This window comes from Hugenholtzia roseola DSM 9546 (assembly GCF_000422585.1).
GTDB classification, from domain to species: Bacteria; Bacteroidota; Bacteroidia; order Cytophagales; family Bernardetiaceae; genus Hugenholtzia; species Hugenholtzia roseola.
This window is the reverse complement of sequence record NZ_AUGI01000033.1, coordinates 66,535-82,562: the sequence shown is the minus strand read 5'-3', so window position 1 is coordinate 82,562 and position 16,028 is coordinate 66,535. Positions and strand designations below refer to the sequence as shown.

The following is a 16,028-nucleotide window of genomic DNA, read 5'->3' as shown; positions in this document are numbered from 1 at the left end:
TTCACAAACACAATAGAGATGAAACAATATCTACCTCGATTCACCAATGCGTTTTCGCACTTCTCACGACGACAACCACTTTTTGGGCATCTTTTCCTGCTCTGCCTCCTAAGCCTTTGGGCGAAAGAAGCACAAGCCCAACTTCCCAATCGCTACTTAGAGGAGGTCTTTCCTACCACAACGCTCATACCCAACGTCCGTTTTGGCACAAATATTCCCAAAGTACGCACAACACCACAGCTTAATCCCTTTGCACCTTTTTTTGCACCTACCGCCAGCATCGTAACGCCAAATGAGGGCGATATGGCGACGCAACAGCAAAATTTGGACATGGATATTTACCTGCCCACAGGTGATACGCTTACCAAACGTCCTGTTATTATCATCTGTTTTGGAGGTGGTTTTGTGGCAGGCAGTCGCGCAGATACCGATATTCAACGTTATGCCGAGCGTTTGGCAAGGCGCGGTTTTGTTACGGCAGCGATAGACTACCGTTTGGGTATGAATATTTTAAATGCAGATGCTTCTTATCGCGGCGTGTATCGTGGCGTTCAGGACGGCAGGCAGGCAGTTCGCTTTTTTCGCGCCAATGCCGCCACTTATGGCATAGACCCTGACCAAGTTTTCATTGCAGGGCATAGTGCAGGTGGTTTTGTGGCTTTGCACAACATTCATTTGGATAAGGTAGGTGAAATTCCTGTCCAGACACAAGCCGTTCCTTCGGGTACGTATGGCAATTCCAACAACTGGCCTTCTTTGGGTGGGCTTGATGGGGTAGGTCAGAATCAGACCCAAAATGGAAAGGCAAACATGGCTTTTGCTTGGGCAGGAGCTTTGGGTTTTCTTTCCTATGTAGAAGGTGCAGACGACGCGCCTGCCTGTATGTTTCATAGTGTTGATGACGGCACAGTGCCTTATAGCAGTGGCGAGCCTTTTCCTGATTTCGCTTTTATTACGGATTTGCCCGTTGTATATGGCAGTGGTACAATTCACCCCTACGCACAGGGCGTTGGCGCACCCACTACCCTGCATGATACCACAGGTTTAGACCACAATCCGCATCTTAGCACAACGGCAAATGAGATTTTGGTACGCAATCGTATGGGCGAATGTTCCTATGAATACCGCCTCAAACCCTTTGAGGTGCAAATTGTAGGCGACGACCAAGTTTGCTTTTCAAGTACCAATCCTGCTCTCAATATCCGAACTTATACCCTTTCCAATACCGACAATTATCACTATGAATGGCAAGTAGTAGGGGGAACTTTCGTAACGCCGCCTACCGTTTTCAGCACTTCGGTACAGGTACAATGGAACAGTGCAGGCACGCATAGCCTCTCTGTTCGTCCTTTTCAGCGGAATTTGGCGCGAAATAAAACCCTCATTACGCGAACCGTTACCGTTACTGCGCCTTCAAATCCGCCCCCTATCACCTGCCCTGCCAATGTTTCGGCAAATGCAGATGCAGGGCTTTGCAGTGCCAATCTAACCCTGACTGCTCCTACCGTAGATGGGTGCGCCGTTTCTCTTGTCAATGATTTCAATAATACGGCTGATGCAAGCGGCGTATATCCCGTAGGCACAACCGCCGTCGTCTGGACAGTAACCGACATCAACGGCAACATCAACACTTGCACCCAAACGGTGACGGTGGTAGATGCCCAAAATCCTACGGCAGTTTGTCAGAATCTGAACCTCAATTTAGATGCTTCGGGTTCGCTTACCTTTTCGGCTACTGATTTTAATAATGGTAGCGCGGACAACTGCCTCATTGCCTCGATTTTGTTTGACGATACAGGGCTGGCTACCAAAACTTTTGATTGTAGTCAGATAGGTACGAATACAGTTACAATTCGAGTAACAGACGCAGCAGGGAATAGTAGCACCTGCACCGCAACGCTTACCGTCGTTGATAACCTTACGCCTACCCCCCTTTGTCAGAATTTGAGCCTCAATTTAGATGCTTCGGGTTCGCTTACTGTTTCGGCTTCCGACTTTAATAATGGCAGTAGCGATAATTGTGGTATTATTTCCATTTTATTTGATGACACAGGAACGGCTACCAAAACTTTCGATTGTGGTGATGTTGGTGCGCACAATCCTGTTATTCGTTTTACAGACGCGGCAGGAAATAGTAACACTTGCACCGCAACGCTCAATGTATTGGACTTTACTTTACCTACTGCGCTTTGTCAGAATTTGAGCCTCAATTTAGATGCTTCGGGTTCGCTTACCGTTTCGGCTTCCGATTTCAACAATGGCAGCAACGATAATTGTGGCATTGCTTCTATTTTGTTTGACGATACGGCTGCGGCTACCAAAACCTTTACTTGTGCTACGGCAGGCGTACAAAATCTTGTCATTCGCATTACTGATACAAATGGCAACGTTAGCACTTGCTCTGCAACGCTTACAGTAGCAGATAATACATTGCCTACGGCAGTTTGTCAGAATTTGAGCCTCAATTTAGATGCGACAGGTTCGCTTACAGTTTCAGCTTCCGATTTTAATAATGGCAGTAGCGATAATTGTGGCATTGCCTCTATTGTATTTACTGACACAGGTTTGACAACGAAGACTTTTTCTTGTGCCGACTTGGGTACGCAAGCGGTTATGATTTCCGTAACGGATACAAATGGAAACGTTAATGCTTGTACGACAAATGCCTTTGTGAGTGCCAATGAATTTTTGGTTTATAGTGGCGCACAGTTTAGTGAAAACAACGCCAACGATGGCAGTATTGGCAATGCGCTCAATCTTACCCTTGCGCCTTGCAAGGAATTTGCAGGGGCAGACGGAACAGATTTAGTCGCCACAGGTGCGGTTACGGTACTCAATTTGCCCGCAGGTCTGACGGCACAAATCATCAAGACAAGCGGCACAACGGCTACTTTTTCTTTGGTAGGAAATGCTAACCCGCACACCAGCGCGGAAAACGTCAATGACCTAACCGTTACTTTCTTAGATGCAGCTTTCAATGGAGGAAATGCGACAACAGTTAGTGGCTCTGTCCGAAACGATTTGCAGGTCTTGTTCCTCAATAGCCCCTTAGTAGGGGGTGGCGGCTTTATTCCTGCCCCTGCCCTAACGATTCCAAACCAGTTTCGCCTCGTGGCAGTCAATACGCATAGTATCGCGCTAACTTGGGAACTTTCGCCACAGGCACAAGGCTATCGCCTCTATCGTTATAGTGCTGCAAACGGTTGGGAAGTTATCGCCTTTTTAGAGGCAGATGTGAGTGAGTATTTGGACACAGACTTGCAAAATGATACCGAATATCGCTACCGTTTGGAAGCCTATCGCGGTGCAGAAACGGCAACAGCAAATGGCAGAGAACATACCTATCCCGAAATGCCTTTGGTAGAAATTTTGCGCCCTGCCTGCTCAAACAATCCTTATGTGCGTTTGCAGGCTATCAATCGCCACACAAACCCCGTTTTTCTTTGGTATGATGCACCCCAAGGCGGAAATTTGCTTTTCAAAAGCCTGACGACACGCATCTTCGAGTATCCTATTTCTTCGCCTACCGTCTTTTATGTGGCGGCAGAAGGGTTGAAATACGAAAGCACCGAGCGCACAAGGGTAGAAATTATACCCCAAACCGCTCCTATGGCGCAGTTTCTGAACCTAACCTCTGATTTGGCTACCCAAAAGGCGATTTATACCTGCCAAAATAGCAGGCTTTTGGAACTATTAGAGCCTACCAACGACCTTATCCAAACCTATACTTGGTATCGCTATGGCGTGCAGGTAGCCCAGACGCAAACGCCCGAATACCTCGCTACCGAAAGCGGCATTTATACGGTGAGAGTAGAAAACGCGAGTGGCTGTTTTACGGTTTCAGACAAAGTAGCGGTTTATCTCAACTATCAGCCCGAAGCCAAAATTTTGGCTTCCGCGCAGGTCTTTTTCTGCCGCCAAGGGCTTTTGAGTGCCAAATCATTGCCCAATGCGACTTACCGTTGGTTTAGAAATGGAGAATCGGTAGCAGAAGGCGAAGTTCTCACCGTATCTATGGCAGGAAACTATACCGTAGAGGTTTCCCAATATGGCTGTACGCAAACTTCGTCCGTAGTTGAGGTTGTTTTGGGAGCTTTCCCCGAAGAAATTGCGCTAAGTGCCACAGATACACAAATATGTCAGGGCAGCACAACGGTTTTAGAAGTGCCTGCTTTTCCACAGACGCTTTACCGTTGGTATAGAAATGGCATTTTCCTAACCACAACCCAAGTTCCGACCCTTGAAGTGGGCAGCGAAGGCGTTTATACGGTAGAATTGCGCTCGCGTGCGGCGGGTCAGAATTGCGCACAATTCACCTCTGCCCTTGCGCTGGACGTGATTGCGGTAGAAAAGGCGCGTCTTTTGCGTATCGGTTCGGCTCTAAAAGTGGAAACACAGGGGCAGGTAGCGCGTGTAGATTGGTATTTTAATGGTGAAATGCGCAGCGATTTAGGCAATGCACTTGAAATTACGCCTACACAAGTGGGACACTACCAAGCCGAAGTGGTCTATGCCTCGAATTGTGCCACCAAAACGCAACGCCTTTTCCTAACCACAGGCGTTACGGGCGAGGAGCAAGAGCCTACCGAAAATCTTGCGTTGCAGATTTTCCCAAATCCTACCCAAGACCTCTGCCATCTTGTAGGACTCGATAAAATCTTCGAAAAAGACCTGCAAGTAGAAATTCACGATGCCACAGGCAAAGTCGTATGGATACAAAAGTATGAAAACGTAGAGCCAACGCTTCAAATCCAGACCCAATCGTGGGCGAATGGAAGCTATTTTATCGTGCTTTCAAATGCAGAAAAAACGGTAATTAGAAAACTCATCAAAGAGTAGTCGGTTTTGAATAGTTTTAAAACCAACTTTTAAACTTTTTACTGAAAAACCCTAAGAAAAGCAAGATTTCTTAGGGTTTTCTTTTTTATGCTCGTCTTTATCGGAAAAGTTTAGGGTAGCATCTGATAGGCTTGGTCTATGTAGGTATAAAAATCGCGGTCGTGGGGGTCGTTTTCGGATTTGCCTCCGTTTTGGTGTCCCAATCGCACAATAATTAGGTTGTCTTCGGGTATGACAATTACGTTCTGCCCCAAATGTCCGCGCAGGTAGAAAATTGCTTTGTTTTTGTAGTTACTAAGCCAAAAGCCATAGCCATATTCGGGCGAGTCGGCAAAGCGCGGTCTGATGCAGGTCTGGACAAAGGCAGTGTCGAGAATCTGTTTGCCGTTCCAATGCCCTAAATCTTTGAAGAGTTTGCCAAAACGGGCAAAATCACGCGCATTGCTGGCGATACAGCAGTAGGCTTTTTCTGTGCCATTTTCGCTATCTAATTGCCAAAAAGCGGGGTTTTCCGCACCCAAAGGCTTCCAAAAACTTTCCGAAATATAGTCGGCTAAGGGCATTTGCGTTGCCTTTTCGATGACCATGCCCAAAAGTTGGGTATTGCCACTCAAATAATGAAAACGTTGGCTTGGCGGCTCACTCACTTCAAGTTCCAACATCATTTTATCTAAGTCGTCATAGAAATAGGCTTTGGTTGTGATAGAAAAAGGACTGTAATAATTTTCGTCCCAGGCCAAACCCGAAGCCATCGAGGAGAGGTCGCCTACGCTTAGGTCGGAGGCATATTTACCCTTTAATTCGGGTAAAAAATCAACTACCTTTTGGTCTAAAGATTTAATTTTACCTTCTTTAATGGCATGTCCCAAGGCGGCAGTAACAATACTTTTAGCCATCGAAAAAGAGTTGGTGTGCGAATTGGCATCATATCCTTCGGCATAATATTCGTGAAGGAGGCTATCATTTTTGATGATTAAAAAGGCTACAGTGCCTAATTCCTGATGCGTCTGTTGTAAAATGTCGGGAATGGCTTTTTGGTTGTAATGTTGATGTTGCGCCCAAGGCTGCCTTTGGTCGGGTGCGTTTTTGATAGTACGGTTGTCAAATTCTTTGTAATCGCCTAAAAAAGCGGTTTGGTGTCCTTGCAGGTAGATGGTACGCACGCCCTTGAGCAGGTAGTCCATATCGAGGCTATAAGCCGTTATGACAACGCCTACCAGCAGCAAACCCACTACGAGCAGCGAAATTTTTAAGGTTTTCATTAAGATTTTCATATCGATAAGCAAAAAGGTTGAGAGATAAAGAGGCGAAAAAAGGCTGCGACTTTGTTTGGAGTCATCTAATTAGATAGCAAAAATAAGCATTTTAGGCTATATGTCCCAATCTTCCTGCTATCCATTTTGCCTTTCTTGAACCTGATTTTGGTTCTGAAAACTTTTTTTATTTCAATCCGACTTCGGACAAGACAATACCTTGAATACCTTGTCCCCAACATTTGCCCTTCATTTTTAGAATCTAACATCATGGGGGCAAAAAGGATAAAAAAGACAATTTTATCGCTACTTTTCGGCTTTGGGTTTGTGTAGGCTTCGGATTTGCTTTATCTTTGTTGTAGGCGCATTGGGTCGCTTTTATTATCTTTCGCTACATTTTTAATAAAAATATGATGTATTTAAAACACTGTTTTGGGCGCATGGCAGCCATTCTTTTGCTTGCCTTTTTATCTATGGGGCAGCCTTTTTCGCTTCTCTGGGGACAGCAAGCAGCTCTTTCTGACCTACCACAAGAATCTTCTCAAAGTAAATCCTCTCAAAATGAATCAGGTAGGGGGCTTTCCGATAACAAAGAAAAGCACAAGTATTGGGTCTTTTTTAAAGAAAAAGAACAATTTACACAAGACCCTACCCTTTTGGTTTCGCCAAAAACGCTGCAAAATAGGTTGGCTTTGGGCTTGCCACTTTTTCAAGAAAGCGATTTGCCACTCACAAAAAAGCAACTTTCAATCATTACCGAAGAAAAAGCAGAAGTAGTTTGTGTTTCAAAGTGGCTCAATGCCGCCTCTGCCTATCTAAGCCAAGCGCAGGTAGAGAAATTGCGTCAAGCTCCTGAAATTGAGCGTGTAGAACGCCTCGATGTAAGTTTGCAGGTGGTAAAATTTCCTACCAACGACTATGAAAATGCCAAATACGGAACGGCAATGGAGCAACTTGGGGTGCAGGCTTTTCAGAAATTAGGACTGACGGGCAAGGGCGTTACGGTGGGCGTAGTTGATGCAGGTTTTTATGGGGCAAAGGATAGCCGCAACCTGATTCACCTCTTCCAAAGTGAGGAGCAGCGCGTTTTGGGTGTGCGCGATTTCGTCTATCCGCAGCGCAGCAATCACTTCAACGATTCGCAATATGGCTCTGAAAGTCATGGTACGCAGGTTTTGGAAATGCTAACAGGGTTTGATAGCGAGAAAAAAGCCTACTATGGGGCAGCCACTGATGCCAACTTTTATTTGGCACGCACCGACGACGGCAAAGGCGAATATCGTGGCGAGGAGGATTTTTGGATAGCCGCAATAGAGTGGCTCGATAGCGCGGGTGTGCGTTTAGTCAATACTTCTTTGGGATATTCAAAAGGTTTTGACGATAAAAATGAAGACTACGCACCCGAACAGATGGACGGTCAGACGGCAAAAATTACGAAGGCAGCCTCCATTGCAGCCCAAGAAAAAGGCATGATTTTGATTGTTTCGGCAGGAAATGAGGGCGACGACAAGAAATGGCGCATCATTTCTGCTCCTGCTGATAGTCAGCACGTTTTATCGGTGGGCGCAACCAATGGCAGTGGTGCGAAGGCTTCTTATAGCAGTGTCGGTGCAGAATTTGTTTCATATCTCAAACCTGATGTTTCTTGTTTTTCTTTCTTCGGGACTTCTTTTTCTGCGCCTAATATCACAGGGTTTGCTGCCTGCTTATTGCAGAAAAAACCAGATATTACGTATCAAGAAATGTTTTCTGTCTTGAAAGAATCTTCAAACTTGTATCCTTACGGCAATAATTATGTAGGGCAGGGTGTGCCAAATGCAGAGAAAGCCCTACAACTTCTCGAAGGTTTGGTAGTGGAAACGAAGCCTTCGGAAACGGTTTCAGGAGAAGAATATAAGTTTAAAGTCAAAGAAAAAGACGTGCGCGTTTTGGTCTTTCATAAAAAAGATGCGCGTTTTGTAACCGAACAACTCTACCTTTCCAGAGGCAAGGGCAAAAATTATAGCCTTAAAAGACCCTCGAAGCAAGTCAAATTTTCTACCATTTTGATAGGAAAGATGGTGCAGGAGATTCAATGGAAAGACTAAGTTTTGTAAAAAACAAAAAAACAAAAAAAAATAGATTTTAGTCTGTTTGTAAGTAGCTGAAAATCAGACCTTCGAGCAGACTAAAATCTACGCCACAAGCCCTATTTGAGAACGCTTCTAAAAATATAAATAGGCTTTGGCAGAAGCTATTTCACACACATTTCCAAAAACAGATGAAACACACACTTCCCGACGGCTTGTCGCTTTACTACGAATTTTGGGAAAAAGAGCCTCAAATTCCTACTTTGGTCTTTCTCAATGGGCTTTCCCAATCTACCGCCGCTTGGACTCCTTTCGCAAAAATGTTTGGAAAGGAGTTTAATATTTTGTTGGTAGATTTAATTTTTCAAGGTGCTTCTGATGCAGGCAGAGAGTATCGCAGTTTCGAGCAACACGCGGCAGATGTGGCGCATTTGGTAGAAAAATTGCGAAAACAGGGGAAAGTAAGCCAAATCGTTCCTATCGGAATTTCTTACGGCGGTGCAGTAGCGCAGAGGCTGATGTATCAAGAAAGCGAAACGATAGCAAGAGCAATTCTGATTTCTACTTTTGCCCACAGAACCCCTTATTTTGATTTTATTGGCTTGGGCTGGCGGCGTTCCCTTTTGGCAGGTGGCTACGAATTGATGTTAGATGTCATGTTGCCTTTGGTTTTGGGGCAGGAATACTTTTTTAATCCGCTTGTTCCGATTGAAGATTTGAGAAAAACGCGCTTATTGAATAATTTAGATACCCAATCGCTTCTAAAATTGATGGAAGCCACTGAAAAAAGTGGCGATTTTCGTCCTAAATTGCGACACCTCAATATGCCTACCCTTGTTGTGCAAGGGCAAGATGACCCCCTTACAACCCCCGAAATGGGGCGTGCCATTGCAGACGCTCTCCCTAAGGCACGTTTCGAGCTTATCAAACACAAGGGGCATACCCTTAATTTGGAGGCAATTCCCGAATTGATGGCGTTGATAAGTGACTTTTTATCGCCTCTTTCAAATTCAATTTGAGGGAAAAGATAAGGCGAAAATGATACAATCTTTTTTAATGTTTGTCATATTTAAAATAAAAAAATGAAAAAAATAATACTACTAACATTATTATTTGCCTACTCATTTGCTTACTCTTGGAATAGTTTTTCGCAAGAGATTGCGACAGATTCTACCAAAAAGCAAACCCTCGCCCCTGACAGTGTGGCTTTGGATACCACTTGGCGCATTACGGGCGCAGCGAATTTTACCTTTTCAAATGTGGGACTGAATAATTGGGTCGGGGGCGGACAAAGTGCGATTGCGGTCGGCACGATTTCAAACCTCAAATTGAAGCGCGAAACGGAAAAATCTATTTGGGTTACGCAGTTTTTGCTACAATTTGGCATGGCGCGAAATGGAAAAAGTAGCCTCAATCTTTTTAAAAAGACAGACGACAATTTGCAAATTCAATCGCAGTGGGGCTACAAACTTTCCAAAAAGTGGAACTTGGCAGGTAGCTTTCAGTTTAGAAGTCAGATGGCTAATGGCTACCTTTACATACGCGATAGCGAAGGCAAAGAGCAACGCGACAAACTTCTTTCGCGCATTTTCGCGCCTGCTTATCTACAAACGGGCGTGGGGATAGCCTTTGATAGCAAGTATTTTTCTATGAAATACGCACCTTTGGCAAGCAAAACTACCCTTGTTTGGGAAGATTCGCTCTCGGCAGTGGGGGCTTTTGGGGTAGAAGCAGGCAAACGCAGCCGTCAAGAAATTTGTACAAATTTAGACCTCGCCTTTCAGTATAGCCCTATGGAAAATGTGCAGTTTAGCACCAAATTGGGCATCTTCGGAAACTATCAGACCCTGACGCAATTAGATGTGAATTGGGAAACGCTGCTCACCTTCAAAGTGAACAAGTACCTAAGTACCAGCTTTTCTACCCAACTGCTATACGACCATGATGTACTCATTCCGCAAGACGACGGTAGCCAAAAAAGAGCCATTCAGTTCAAACACGTCCTCAATCTAAATGTAGGCTATGCTTTTTAGAAAAAACACAAGTCAAAAAAATGACTGTGGGTCAGTTTTTTTAAAAGGCTTTTTTTGAAAAAAATGCAGGCTATCCGCTGTTTTCTTGAAAATTTTGAAATAAAGTAGCGTTTTTTTGCGAAAAGCATATTTCTTTGAAAAAAGTAGGGGAAAAGTTTTGAGATGTTGAAACTTTTTAGGAACTTTGTCGTGTAAATAGTATGCAAGCCGACTAAGCAAGTGTTGTGTGAAGAAGGTTTGACTATTTCTGGATTTCAAAACAAGAAGAACCTCATTTTAAACTCACCTTTTAATTTTCTCTGAACATGGAAGATTTATTTAAAAAACTCATCTATACAGGCGTAGGCTTGGTATCGCTTTCTGCTGAAAAATTGCAAGAGTCGGTAGATAAATTAGTAAGCGACCGCAAACTCACTTCGGAAGAAGGCAAGAAAATCGTAGATGAGTTCTTCAAAAATACAGAAGCGAAGAAAGACGAGTTCGAGTCGCAAATCCGCTCTGTGGTAGAAAAAATCGTCAATACCGTTAATTTCGCTACTGCCAAAGAGGTAGAAGAACTTACCGAGCGCATCAAGGCTTTGGAAGCGCACACTGGTATCGTAGCCGAAGTAGAAGAAACAGAAAAGAAAGCAGACAAAAAAGCCGCTGCTACTAAGAAAAAAGAGCCAGCTTCGGCTGAATAAACTCTTTTTAACTGTGTGTTGGGAAATACAAGATTGAAAAAGCCATAGCCTTTTGGGTATGGCTTTTTTGTTTTGAAGGGGAATAACAAATTTACGCACAAAAAAGTTACCTTTGTGGCTGCAAAGCCCAACCCCCTTATTTTCCAATTTGTATCTATAACTTCCTTTTTTTATGACCGTATTACCCTATAAAGACCAAGAGTTGAACAAAAAGAAGCAGGTGGCGCAGATGTTTGACAACATTTCACCCAAATACGACTTGCTCAATCATTTGCTAAGTGCAGGGATAGATATTGCTTGGCGTAAGAAGGCGGTGCGTCTTTTGTCGGCGGCACAGCCCAAAAAGATGCTTGATATAGCCACAGGGACGGCAGATTTTGCCTTAGAAGCCCTTTCCTTGCAGCCCGACCACATCATGGGCGTGGATATTTCGGAGGGTATGTTGGAAGTAGGTAGGAAAAAAATCGCCGAGCGCAATTTGGAGGATAAAATTTCGTTAAGATTAGGAGATTCCGAAAATTTGCCTTTTGAAGATAATACCTTTGATGCCGTTATTGTGGCGTTTGGAGTTCGCAATTTTGAAAACTTAGAAAAAGGATTAGCCGAAATGCTGCGCGTATTGAAAAAGGGCGGCACTGTTTCTATTCTCGAATTTTCACAACCCCAAGTTTTTCCCATCAAACAATTCTACCAACTTTACTCGCATTATTTACTACCCGCCATCGGAAAAACTATCTCGAAAGATAGCGCGGCTTATACTTACTTGCCCGAATCGGTTGCGGCGTTCCCTTATGGAGAAAGTTTCCTTCAAATTATGCAAAAAATCGGTTATCAACAAACTTCATGCACACCTCTGACTTTTGGAATCAGCTCCATTTATATGGGCAAAAAATAAAGCGGACACCTTCAAGCAAGTCAAACGCACTTTGGAATCTGCTGCTCGGCTGCCTTTTTCTTTCCTTGGTTACGATTGAAAACACGTCGGCGCAAAAATCGAACAACCTGCCTTACTACGACGACAAGCCCCTGCACTATGGCTTTCAAATCGGACTTCACCAATCGTGGCTCAAAGTGCGCCCCTCAAAGACCTTTATGAGCAATACCGATAGCATTACGGCTATCACACCGCTGCCTTCGCTGGGTTTTTCTTTGGGTTTTATCGTTGATGTCCCCATAGATGAGGAATATTGGAACTTTCGCATCAATCCTAACGTGGCTTTCTATGAAAATCAGGTGCGCTTTCGTGAGTTGCGCTTAGAGCGTGGCGACTATGTTTGGCACACCGAAAATGTAGAGTCTGTTTTCTTCGAGTTGCCCTTGCTTTTCAAACACAAATCGGTAAGGCGTGGCAATATGCGCATGTATTTAGTGGGCGGAGCAGTATTAGGTGCAAAAATTGGGGGCAAAAAGCAAAAATTAGACCCCGAAAGATTAGCCACCGAAGACTACAACTTCGAACTAACCTATGGCGCAGGTTTTGATATTTATATGAGTTTCTTCAAATTTTCACCCGAAATAAGGCTCACACATGGCTTGGCGGATATGAAATTTAATAGCCCCAATAGCTATTCGCGCAGTTTAGACCGCGTAACAACCCATAGGGTTACGCTTTATCTCAACTTTGAGTAGCAGCGGAAAACTCAATAAGCCTCATTTGTAAGAAACCTAACAAGCACCAACTTGTTAGGTTTTTTTTGCGTTTTAAATTTTGAAGGCTTAAAATCTCTAAAATCCTGATAAAAGTCATAGCCAGCGATTGCTTTTTTTCGTATCTTAGGGCAAATTATACAAACCAAACAACACACTTTTCACCACTTTAACACAAACCGATATGCTAAACCGCCGCGCCCTTGAAATTCAAGCCCAACACTACGACCAGTATCAGCCAGAGGAGCATCAAATTTGGCAAATCCTCTATGAACGCCAAATGAAGATTTTGCCTAACCGTGCCGATGATGCCTTTTTTGAGGGGATTCGCCTCACAGGTTTCGAGCCGCATCGGATTCCTAACTTCGCGCAGGTCAATGCCAATCTGAAAAAAATCACAGGCTGGGAAATTGTTATTGTGGCAGGTTTGATAGACAACGATATTTTTTTCGACCACCTCAAAAATCGCCGCTTTCCCGCCACTACTTGGATTCGCAAGATGGAGGAGATAGATTATCTGGAAGAACCCGACATGTTTCACGATGTCTTTGGGCATGTGCCAATTTTATCGCACCCCGATTTTTGTAACTTTTTGATAGAATTGAGCCGCATTGCCCTCAAACATATTGGCAGTGAGGAGGCAATAGAGTATGTCTCTCGCCTTTATTGGTATACGGTAGAATTTGGCTTAATCCAAACGGCAGAGGGCTTGCGCATCTATGGCGCAGGAATTCTCTCCTCGCCCGGTGAGTCGGTCTATGCCTTAGAAAGCGATAAGCCCCAACGTTTGCCCTATGAAGTGCAGCGCATCATGGATACGCCTTACATCAAAGACCGTTTTCAGGAGCAATATTTTGTTATTGAGTCTTATCAGGCTCTTTTTGAGTCTATTCCCGAAATTGAGGCGACCTTAGATAAAATGCTGGTCAGAGGATAAGACAAGACCGCCTTATGGGTAGGAATGTTAAATTCTAAAAATCAGACGCACAGGCAGGTATAGGGCAATGTCTTTTCCGCAGTTGGATTGAAGTAAAAAAGGTTTTCAGACCAAAAAATAAGGTTCAAGCCAAATTTTATTTTGTTTCTAATTTGAAAAGGCAAGGCTTTTTTAGAACTTAATAGAATGGGTCAGAATCAGAACCCAGAGAAAAAGAAAATTCTACCCAGAAAATCATACCCAAAGAAAATCATTACTCAAAGCACACAAAAAAACGTTCTATCCCAAAGCATAGAACGTTTTTTTTGTATAAAAAAGATACAAGACGATAATATGAGTTAGTTTTTAGCCACCGAAATCGTCAAACATGACGTTTTCAGGAGGTACGCCCATATCGTCTAACATCTTAACAACTGCCGAGTTCATCATCGGAGGACCGCAGAAGTAATATTCAATTTCTTCGGGGTCTTCGTGCTTAGAAAGGTAGTTGTCGTACAAAGATTGGTGAACGAATCCTCTAAGCCCTGTCCAGTTATCTTCGGGTAGGGGTTCGGAAAGCACCAAGTTGAATTTGAAGTTTGGAAATTCGGCTTCAATTTTCTTAAATTCTTCCACGTAGAAAAGCTCACGCACAGAGCGTCCGCCATACCAGAAAGAAACTTTGCGGTTGGTCTTCAAAGTGTGGAAAAGATGGAAAAGGTGTGAGCGCAAAGGAGCCATACCTGCACCACCCCCGATATAAACCATTTCGTTTTGGGTTTCTTTGATAAAAAACTCGCCATAAGGTCCTGAAATGGTTACTTTATCACCGGGTTTGCGGCTAAAGATATAAGAGGAGCATTTGCCCGGATTTACGTCCATAAATTTGCCCTTTGCTCTATCCCAAGGTGGAGTAGCGATACGAATGTTCAACATGATGATATTGCCTTCGGCAGGGTGATTTGCCATAGAGTAGGCTCTAAATTCAGGCTCTTCGTTCACCATCTTTAAGTCCCAGAGATTGAGTTTATCCCAGTCTTCTTTAAACTTATCTGCGCCGACAGGGTCTTTAGGGTGTGGTTTGATGTCGAAATCTTTGAAGCTCACCGTTAGGGCAGGCACGTCGATTTGGATATAGCCTCCCGATTCGAAATGTAGGGTTTCGCCTTCGGGCAGTTTCACGACAAATTCCTTGATAAAGGTAGCGACGTTGTAATTAGATACGACTTCACATTCCCACTTCTTGATGCCGAAAATTTCTTCAGGGATTCTGATGTGCATATCTTGCTTTACTTTCACCTGACAGGCAAGACGCACTTTTTCCTGCTGCTCCTTACGGCTTAGGTGTCCGACTTCGGTAGGCAATACATCGCCACCGCCATCTTCCACTACGCACTTGCACATGGCACAAGTGCCTCCACCGCCACAAGCAGAAGGCAAGAATATCTTTTGTCCGCTTAGGGTAGAAAGCAAACTCGAACCCGCAGCGACTACGATAGGCTTGCTCTCATCGCCATTGACAATGATTTTAACATCACCACTTTGCACCAATTTCTTTTGTGCAAAGAGCAACATAAAAACCAACAAGAGGATAAGTAGTGCAAAAACGCCTACCGCAACTCCTATAATGACAGCGTTTTCCATTTAGTAAGTTTGTTTGTTGAGTTGAAGGTATGAAAAGGGTTGCACAAAGATACACATTATTATCAATATCCGAACCTACCGATAAAAAAAAGTGTGCAAAGAAATTGTTTATCCAAAAAGCCTGCTTTTGCCTTTGCTCAAAACTTAGTGAGGGGGCAAAATTTCGTCCTGTGCCAATTTATTGCGCTCGGCTTCATCTATGGCATGTTCGGGAATAGCCTCATTGCTGTCTATTTGTGGCATATAAATCACTTCGCGCACCCAATTCAGGGAGCGCAAATATTCGAGCGAAAGCGGACGAATGGAAGAGTCCATTTCTATGACTAAGCAAGCAGTGGCATTTTTTCCACTTCGGCTCACCGACATAGTCGCGATATTGCAATCGTCGTGTGCCAAAAGGCTCGAAATAAAGGCGATACTGCCTTTTTTGTCTTCGGCAAAGATGATAAGGGTAAAGAGGCTGCCCGTAAAGCCCGCAGGATAGCCATTGACTTCCTCGATTTCTACCACGCCGCCGCCTTTGCTGATACCGACAACTTCCACCTGCCGCTCGCCTTTTCTAAGTTTGAGGCGGATAGAATTGGGGTGCAAAGTAGAAGCATTGCCGATGGAGCGAAACTGGTAGGCTAAGTGTGCGGCTTTGGCTTCTTCAAAGGCATTTTTAATGCGTTTGTCGTCGGTGGGAAAGTCTAATAAGCCTGCTAAGATTGCCCTATCGCTGCCGTGTCCTTCATAAGTACGGGCAAAGGAATTGTAGAAGGTGATTTCTGCCCATTCGGGAATTGCGCCCAAGACACGCACAGCGGCGCGTCCGATACGCACCACACCTGCGGTATGCGAACTCGAAGGACCAATCATCACCGGACCAATCATATCAAAGATGCTGCTTCTTTCTGCCATATTGTTTTGTGTTGGGTCTAAAAGGGTGCAAGGTTGGTTTTGGC

11 protein-coding genes are annotated in these 16,028 nt (G+C 44.2%); 8 read left to right on the top strand and 3 right to left on the bottom strand.

The genetic code is table 11. The features are described from left to right. Positions 1-18 precede the first annotated feature (18 nt). On the top strand, positions 19-4,839 hold the full coding sequence (locus G500_RS0101890) for a carboxylesterase family protein (RefSeq protein WP_027001365.1): 4,821 nt from the start codon (positions 19-21) through the stop codon (positions 4,837-4,839). Positions 4,840-4,949: 110 nt separating this feature from the next. Here the strand turns inward: G500_RS0101890 and G500_RS0101885 are convergent, their stop codons facing one another. Continuing rightward, positions 4,950-6,113 (bottom strand): serine hydrolase domain-containing protein, encoded by a 1,164-nt coding sequence (locus tag G500_RS0101885; protein ID WP_027001364.1) that lies wholly within the window; start codon positions 6,111-6,113, stop codon positions 4,950-4,952. Between the two features lie 389 nt (positions 6,114-6,502). Here G500_RS0101885 and G500_RS21970 point away from each other — a divergent pair, with 389 nt between their 5' ends. The 7 genes from G500_RS21970 (at position 6,503) to phhA (ending at position 13,461) form a co-directional block, all read left to right on the top strand. Further along, entirely contained in the window at positions 6,503-8,179 is a 1,677-nt protein-coding gene (locus tag G500_RS21970) for a S8 family serine peptidase (protein WP_086047774.1), read from the top strand. A 173-nt stretch (positions 8,180-8,352) separates the two neighbouring features. Next, the gene (locus G500_RS0101875) at positions 8,353-9,180 is read left to right on the top strand and encodes an alpha/beta fold hydrolase (protein WP_027001363.1); all 828 of its coding nucleotides are present in this window, start codon (positions 8,353-8,355) and stop codon (positions 9,178-9,180) included. A gap of 63 nt (positions 9,181-9,243) precedes the next feature. After that, a complete protein-coding gene (locus G500_RS0101870; protein ID WP_027001362.1) occupies positions 9,244-10,194 on the top strand; it encodes a DUF3078 domain-containing protein in 951 nt (316 codons plus the stop codon). A gap of 305 nt (positions 10,195-10,499) precedes the next feature. Then, positions 10,500-10,877: a phasin family protein gene (locus G500_RS21965; protein ID WP_051203212.1), complete on the top strand. Its 378-nt coding sequence runs from the start codon at positions 10,500-10,502 to the stop codon at positions 10,875-10,877. A gap of 172 nt (positions 10,878-11,049) precedes the next feature. Further along, the gene (gene ubiE, locus G500_RS0101855) at positions 11,050-11,772 is read left to right on the top strand and encodes a bifunctional demethylmenaquinone methyltransferase/2-methoxy-6-polyprenyl-1,4-benzoquinol methylase UbiE (protein ID WP_027001360.1); all 723 of its coding nucleotides are present in this window, start codon (positions 11,050-11,052) and stop codon (positions 11,770-11,772) included. Next, positions 11,721-12,506, top strand: a complete 786-nt coding sequence (porT, locus tag G500_RS0101850) for a type IX secretion/gliding motility protein PorT/SprT (protein WP_051203211.1) — start codon at positions 11,721-11,723, stop codon at positions 12,504-12,506. The genes ubiE and porT overlap by 52 nt, the downstream gene beginning before the upstream one ends. A 202-nt stretch (positions 12,507-12,708) precedes the next feature. Continuing rightward, positions 12,709-13,461 (top strand): phenylalanine 4-monooxygenase, encoded by a 753-nt coding sequence (gene phhA / locus G500_RS0101840; protein ID WP_027001358.1) that lies wholly within the window; start codon positions 12,709-12,711, stop codon positions 13,459-13,461. Positions 13,462-13,806: 345 nt separating this feature from the next. On the opposite strand, the gene nqrF is transcribed toward phhA, so the two are convergent. Further along, the gene (gene nqrF / locus G500_RS0101830) at positions 13,807-15,084 is read right to left on the bottom strand and encodes an NADH:ubiquinone reductase (Na(+)-transporting) subunit F (protein ID WP_027001357.1); all 1,278 of its coding nucleotides are present in this window, start codon (positions 15,082-15,084) and stop codon (positions 13,807-13,809) included. 144 nt (positions 15,085-15,228) lie between these two features. After that, a complete protein-coding gene (gene sdaAB / locus G500_RS21960; protein WP_086047773.1) occupies positions 15,229-15,984 on the bottom strand; it encodes an L-serine ammonia-lyase, iron-sulfur-dependent subunit beta in 756 nt (251 codons plus the stop codon). Positions 15,985-16,028 lie beyond the last annotated feature (44 nt).

Bases quoted from the DNA above. Each gene is read 5' to 3' on its own strand.
- G500_RS0101890 (WP_027001365.1), top strand. From the start codon at position 19: ATGAAACAATATCTACCTCGATTCACCAATGCGTTTTCGCACTTCTCA.
- G500_RS0101885 (WP_027001364.1), bottom strand. From the start codon at position 6,113: ATGAAAATCTTAATGAAAACCTTAAAAATTTCGCTGCTCGTAGTGGGT.
- G500_RS21970 (WP_086047774.1), top strand. From the start codon at position 6,503: ATGATGTATTTAAAACACTGTTTTGGGCGCATGGCAGCCATTCTTTTG.
- G500_RS0101875 (WP_027001363.1), top strand. From the start codon at position 8,353: ATGAAACACACACTTCCCGACGGCTTGTCGCTTTACTACGAATTTTGG.
- G500_RS0101870 (WP_027001362.1), top strand. From the start codon at position 9,244: ATGAAAAAAATAATACTACTAACATTATTATTTGCCTACTCATTTGCT.
- G500_RS21965 (WP_051203212.1), top strand. From the start codon at position 10,500: ATGGAAGATTTATTTAAAAAACTCATCTATACAGGCGTAGGCTTGGTA.
- ubiE (WP_027001360.1), top strand. From the start codon at position 11,050: ATGACCGTATTACCCTATAAAGACCAAGAGTTGAACAAAAAGAAGCAG.
- porT (WP_051203211.1), top strand. From the start codon at position 11,721: ATGCACACCTCTGACTTTTGGAATCAGCTCCATTTATATGGGCAAAAA.
- phhA (WP_027001358.1), top strand. From the start codon at position 12,709: ATGCTAAACCGCCGCGCCCTTGAAATTCAAGCCCAACACTACGACCAG.
- nqrF (WP_027001357.1), bottom strand. From the start codon at position 15,084: ATGGAAAACGCTGTCATTATAGGAGTTGCGGTAGGCGTTTTTGCACTA.
- sdaAB (WP_086047773.1), bottom strand. From the start codon at position 15,984: ATGGCAGAAAGAAGCAGCATCTTTGATATGATTGGTCCGGTGATGATT.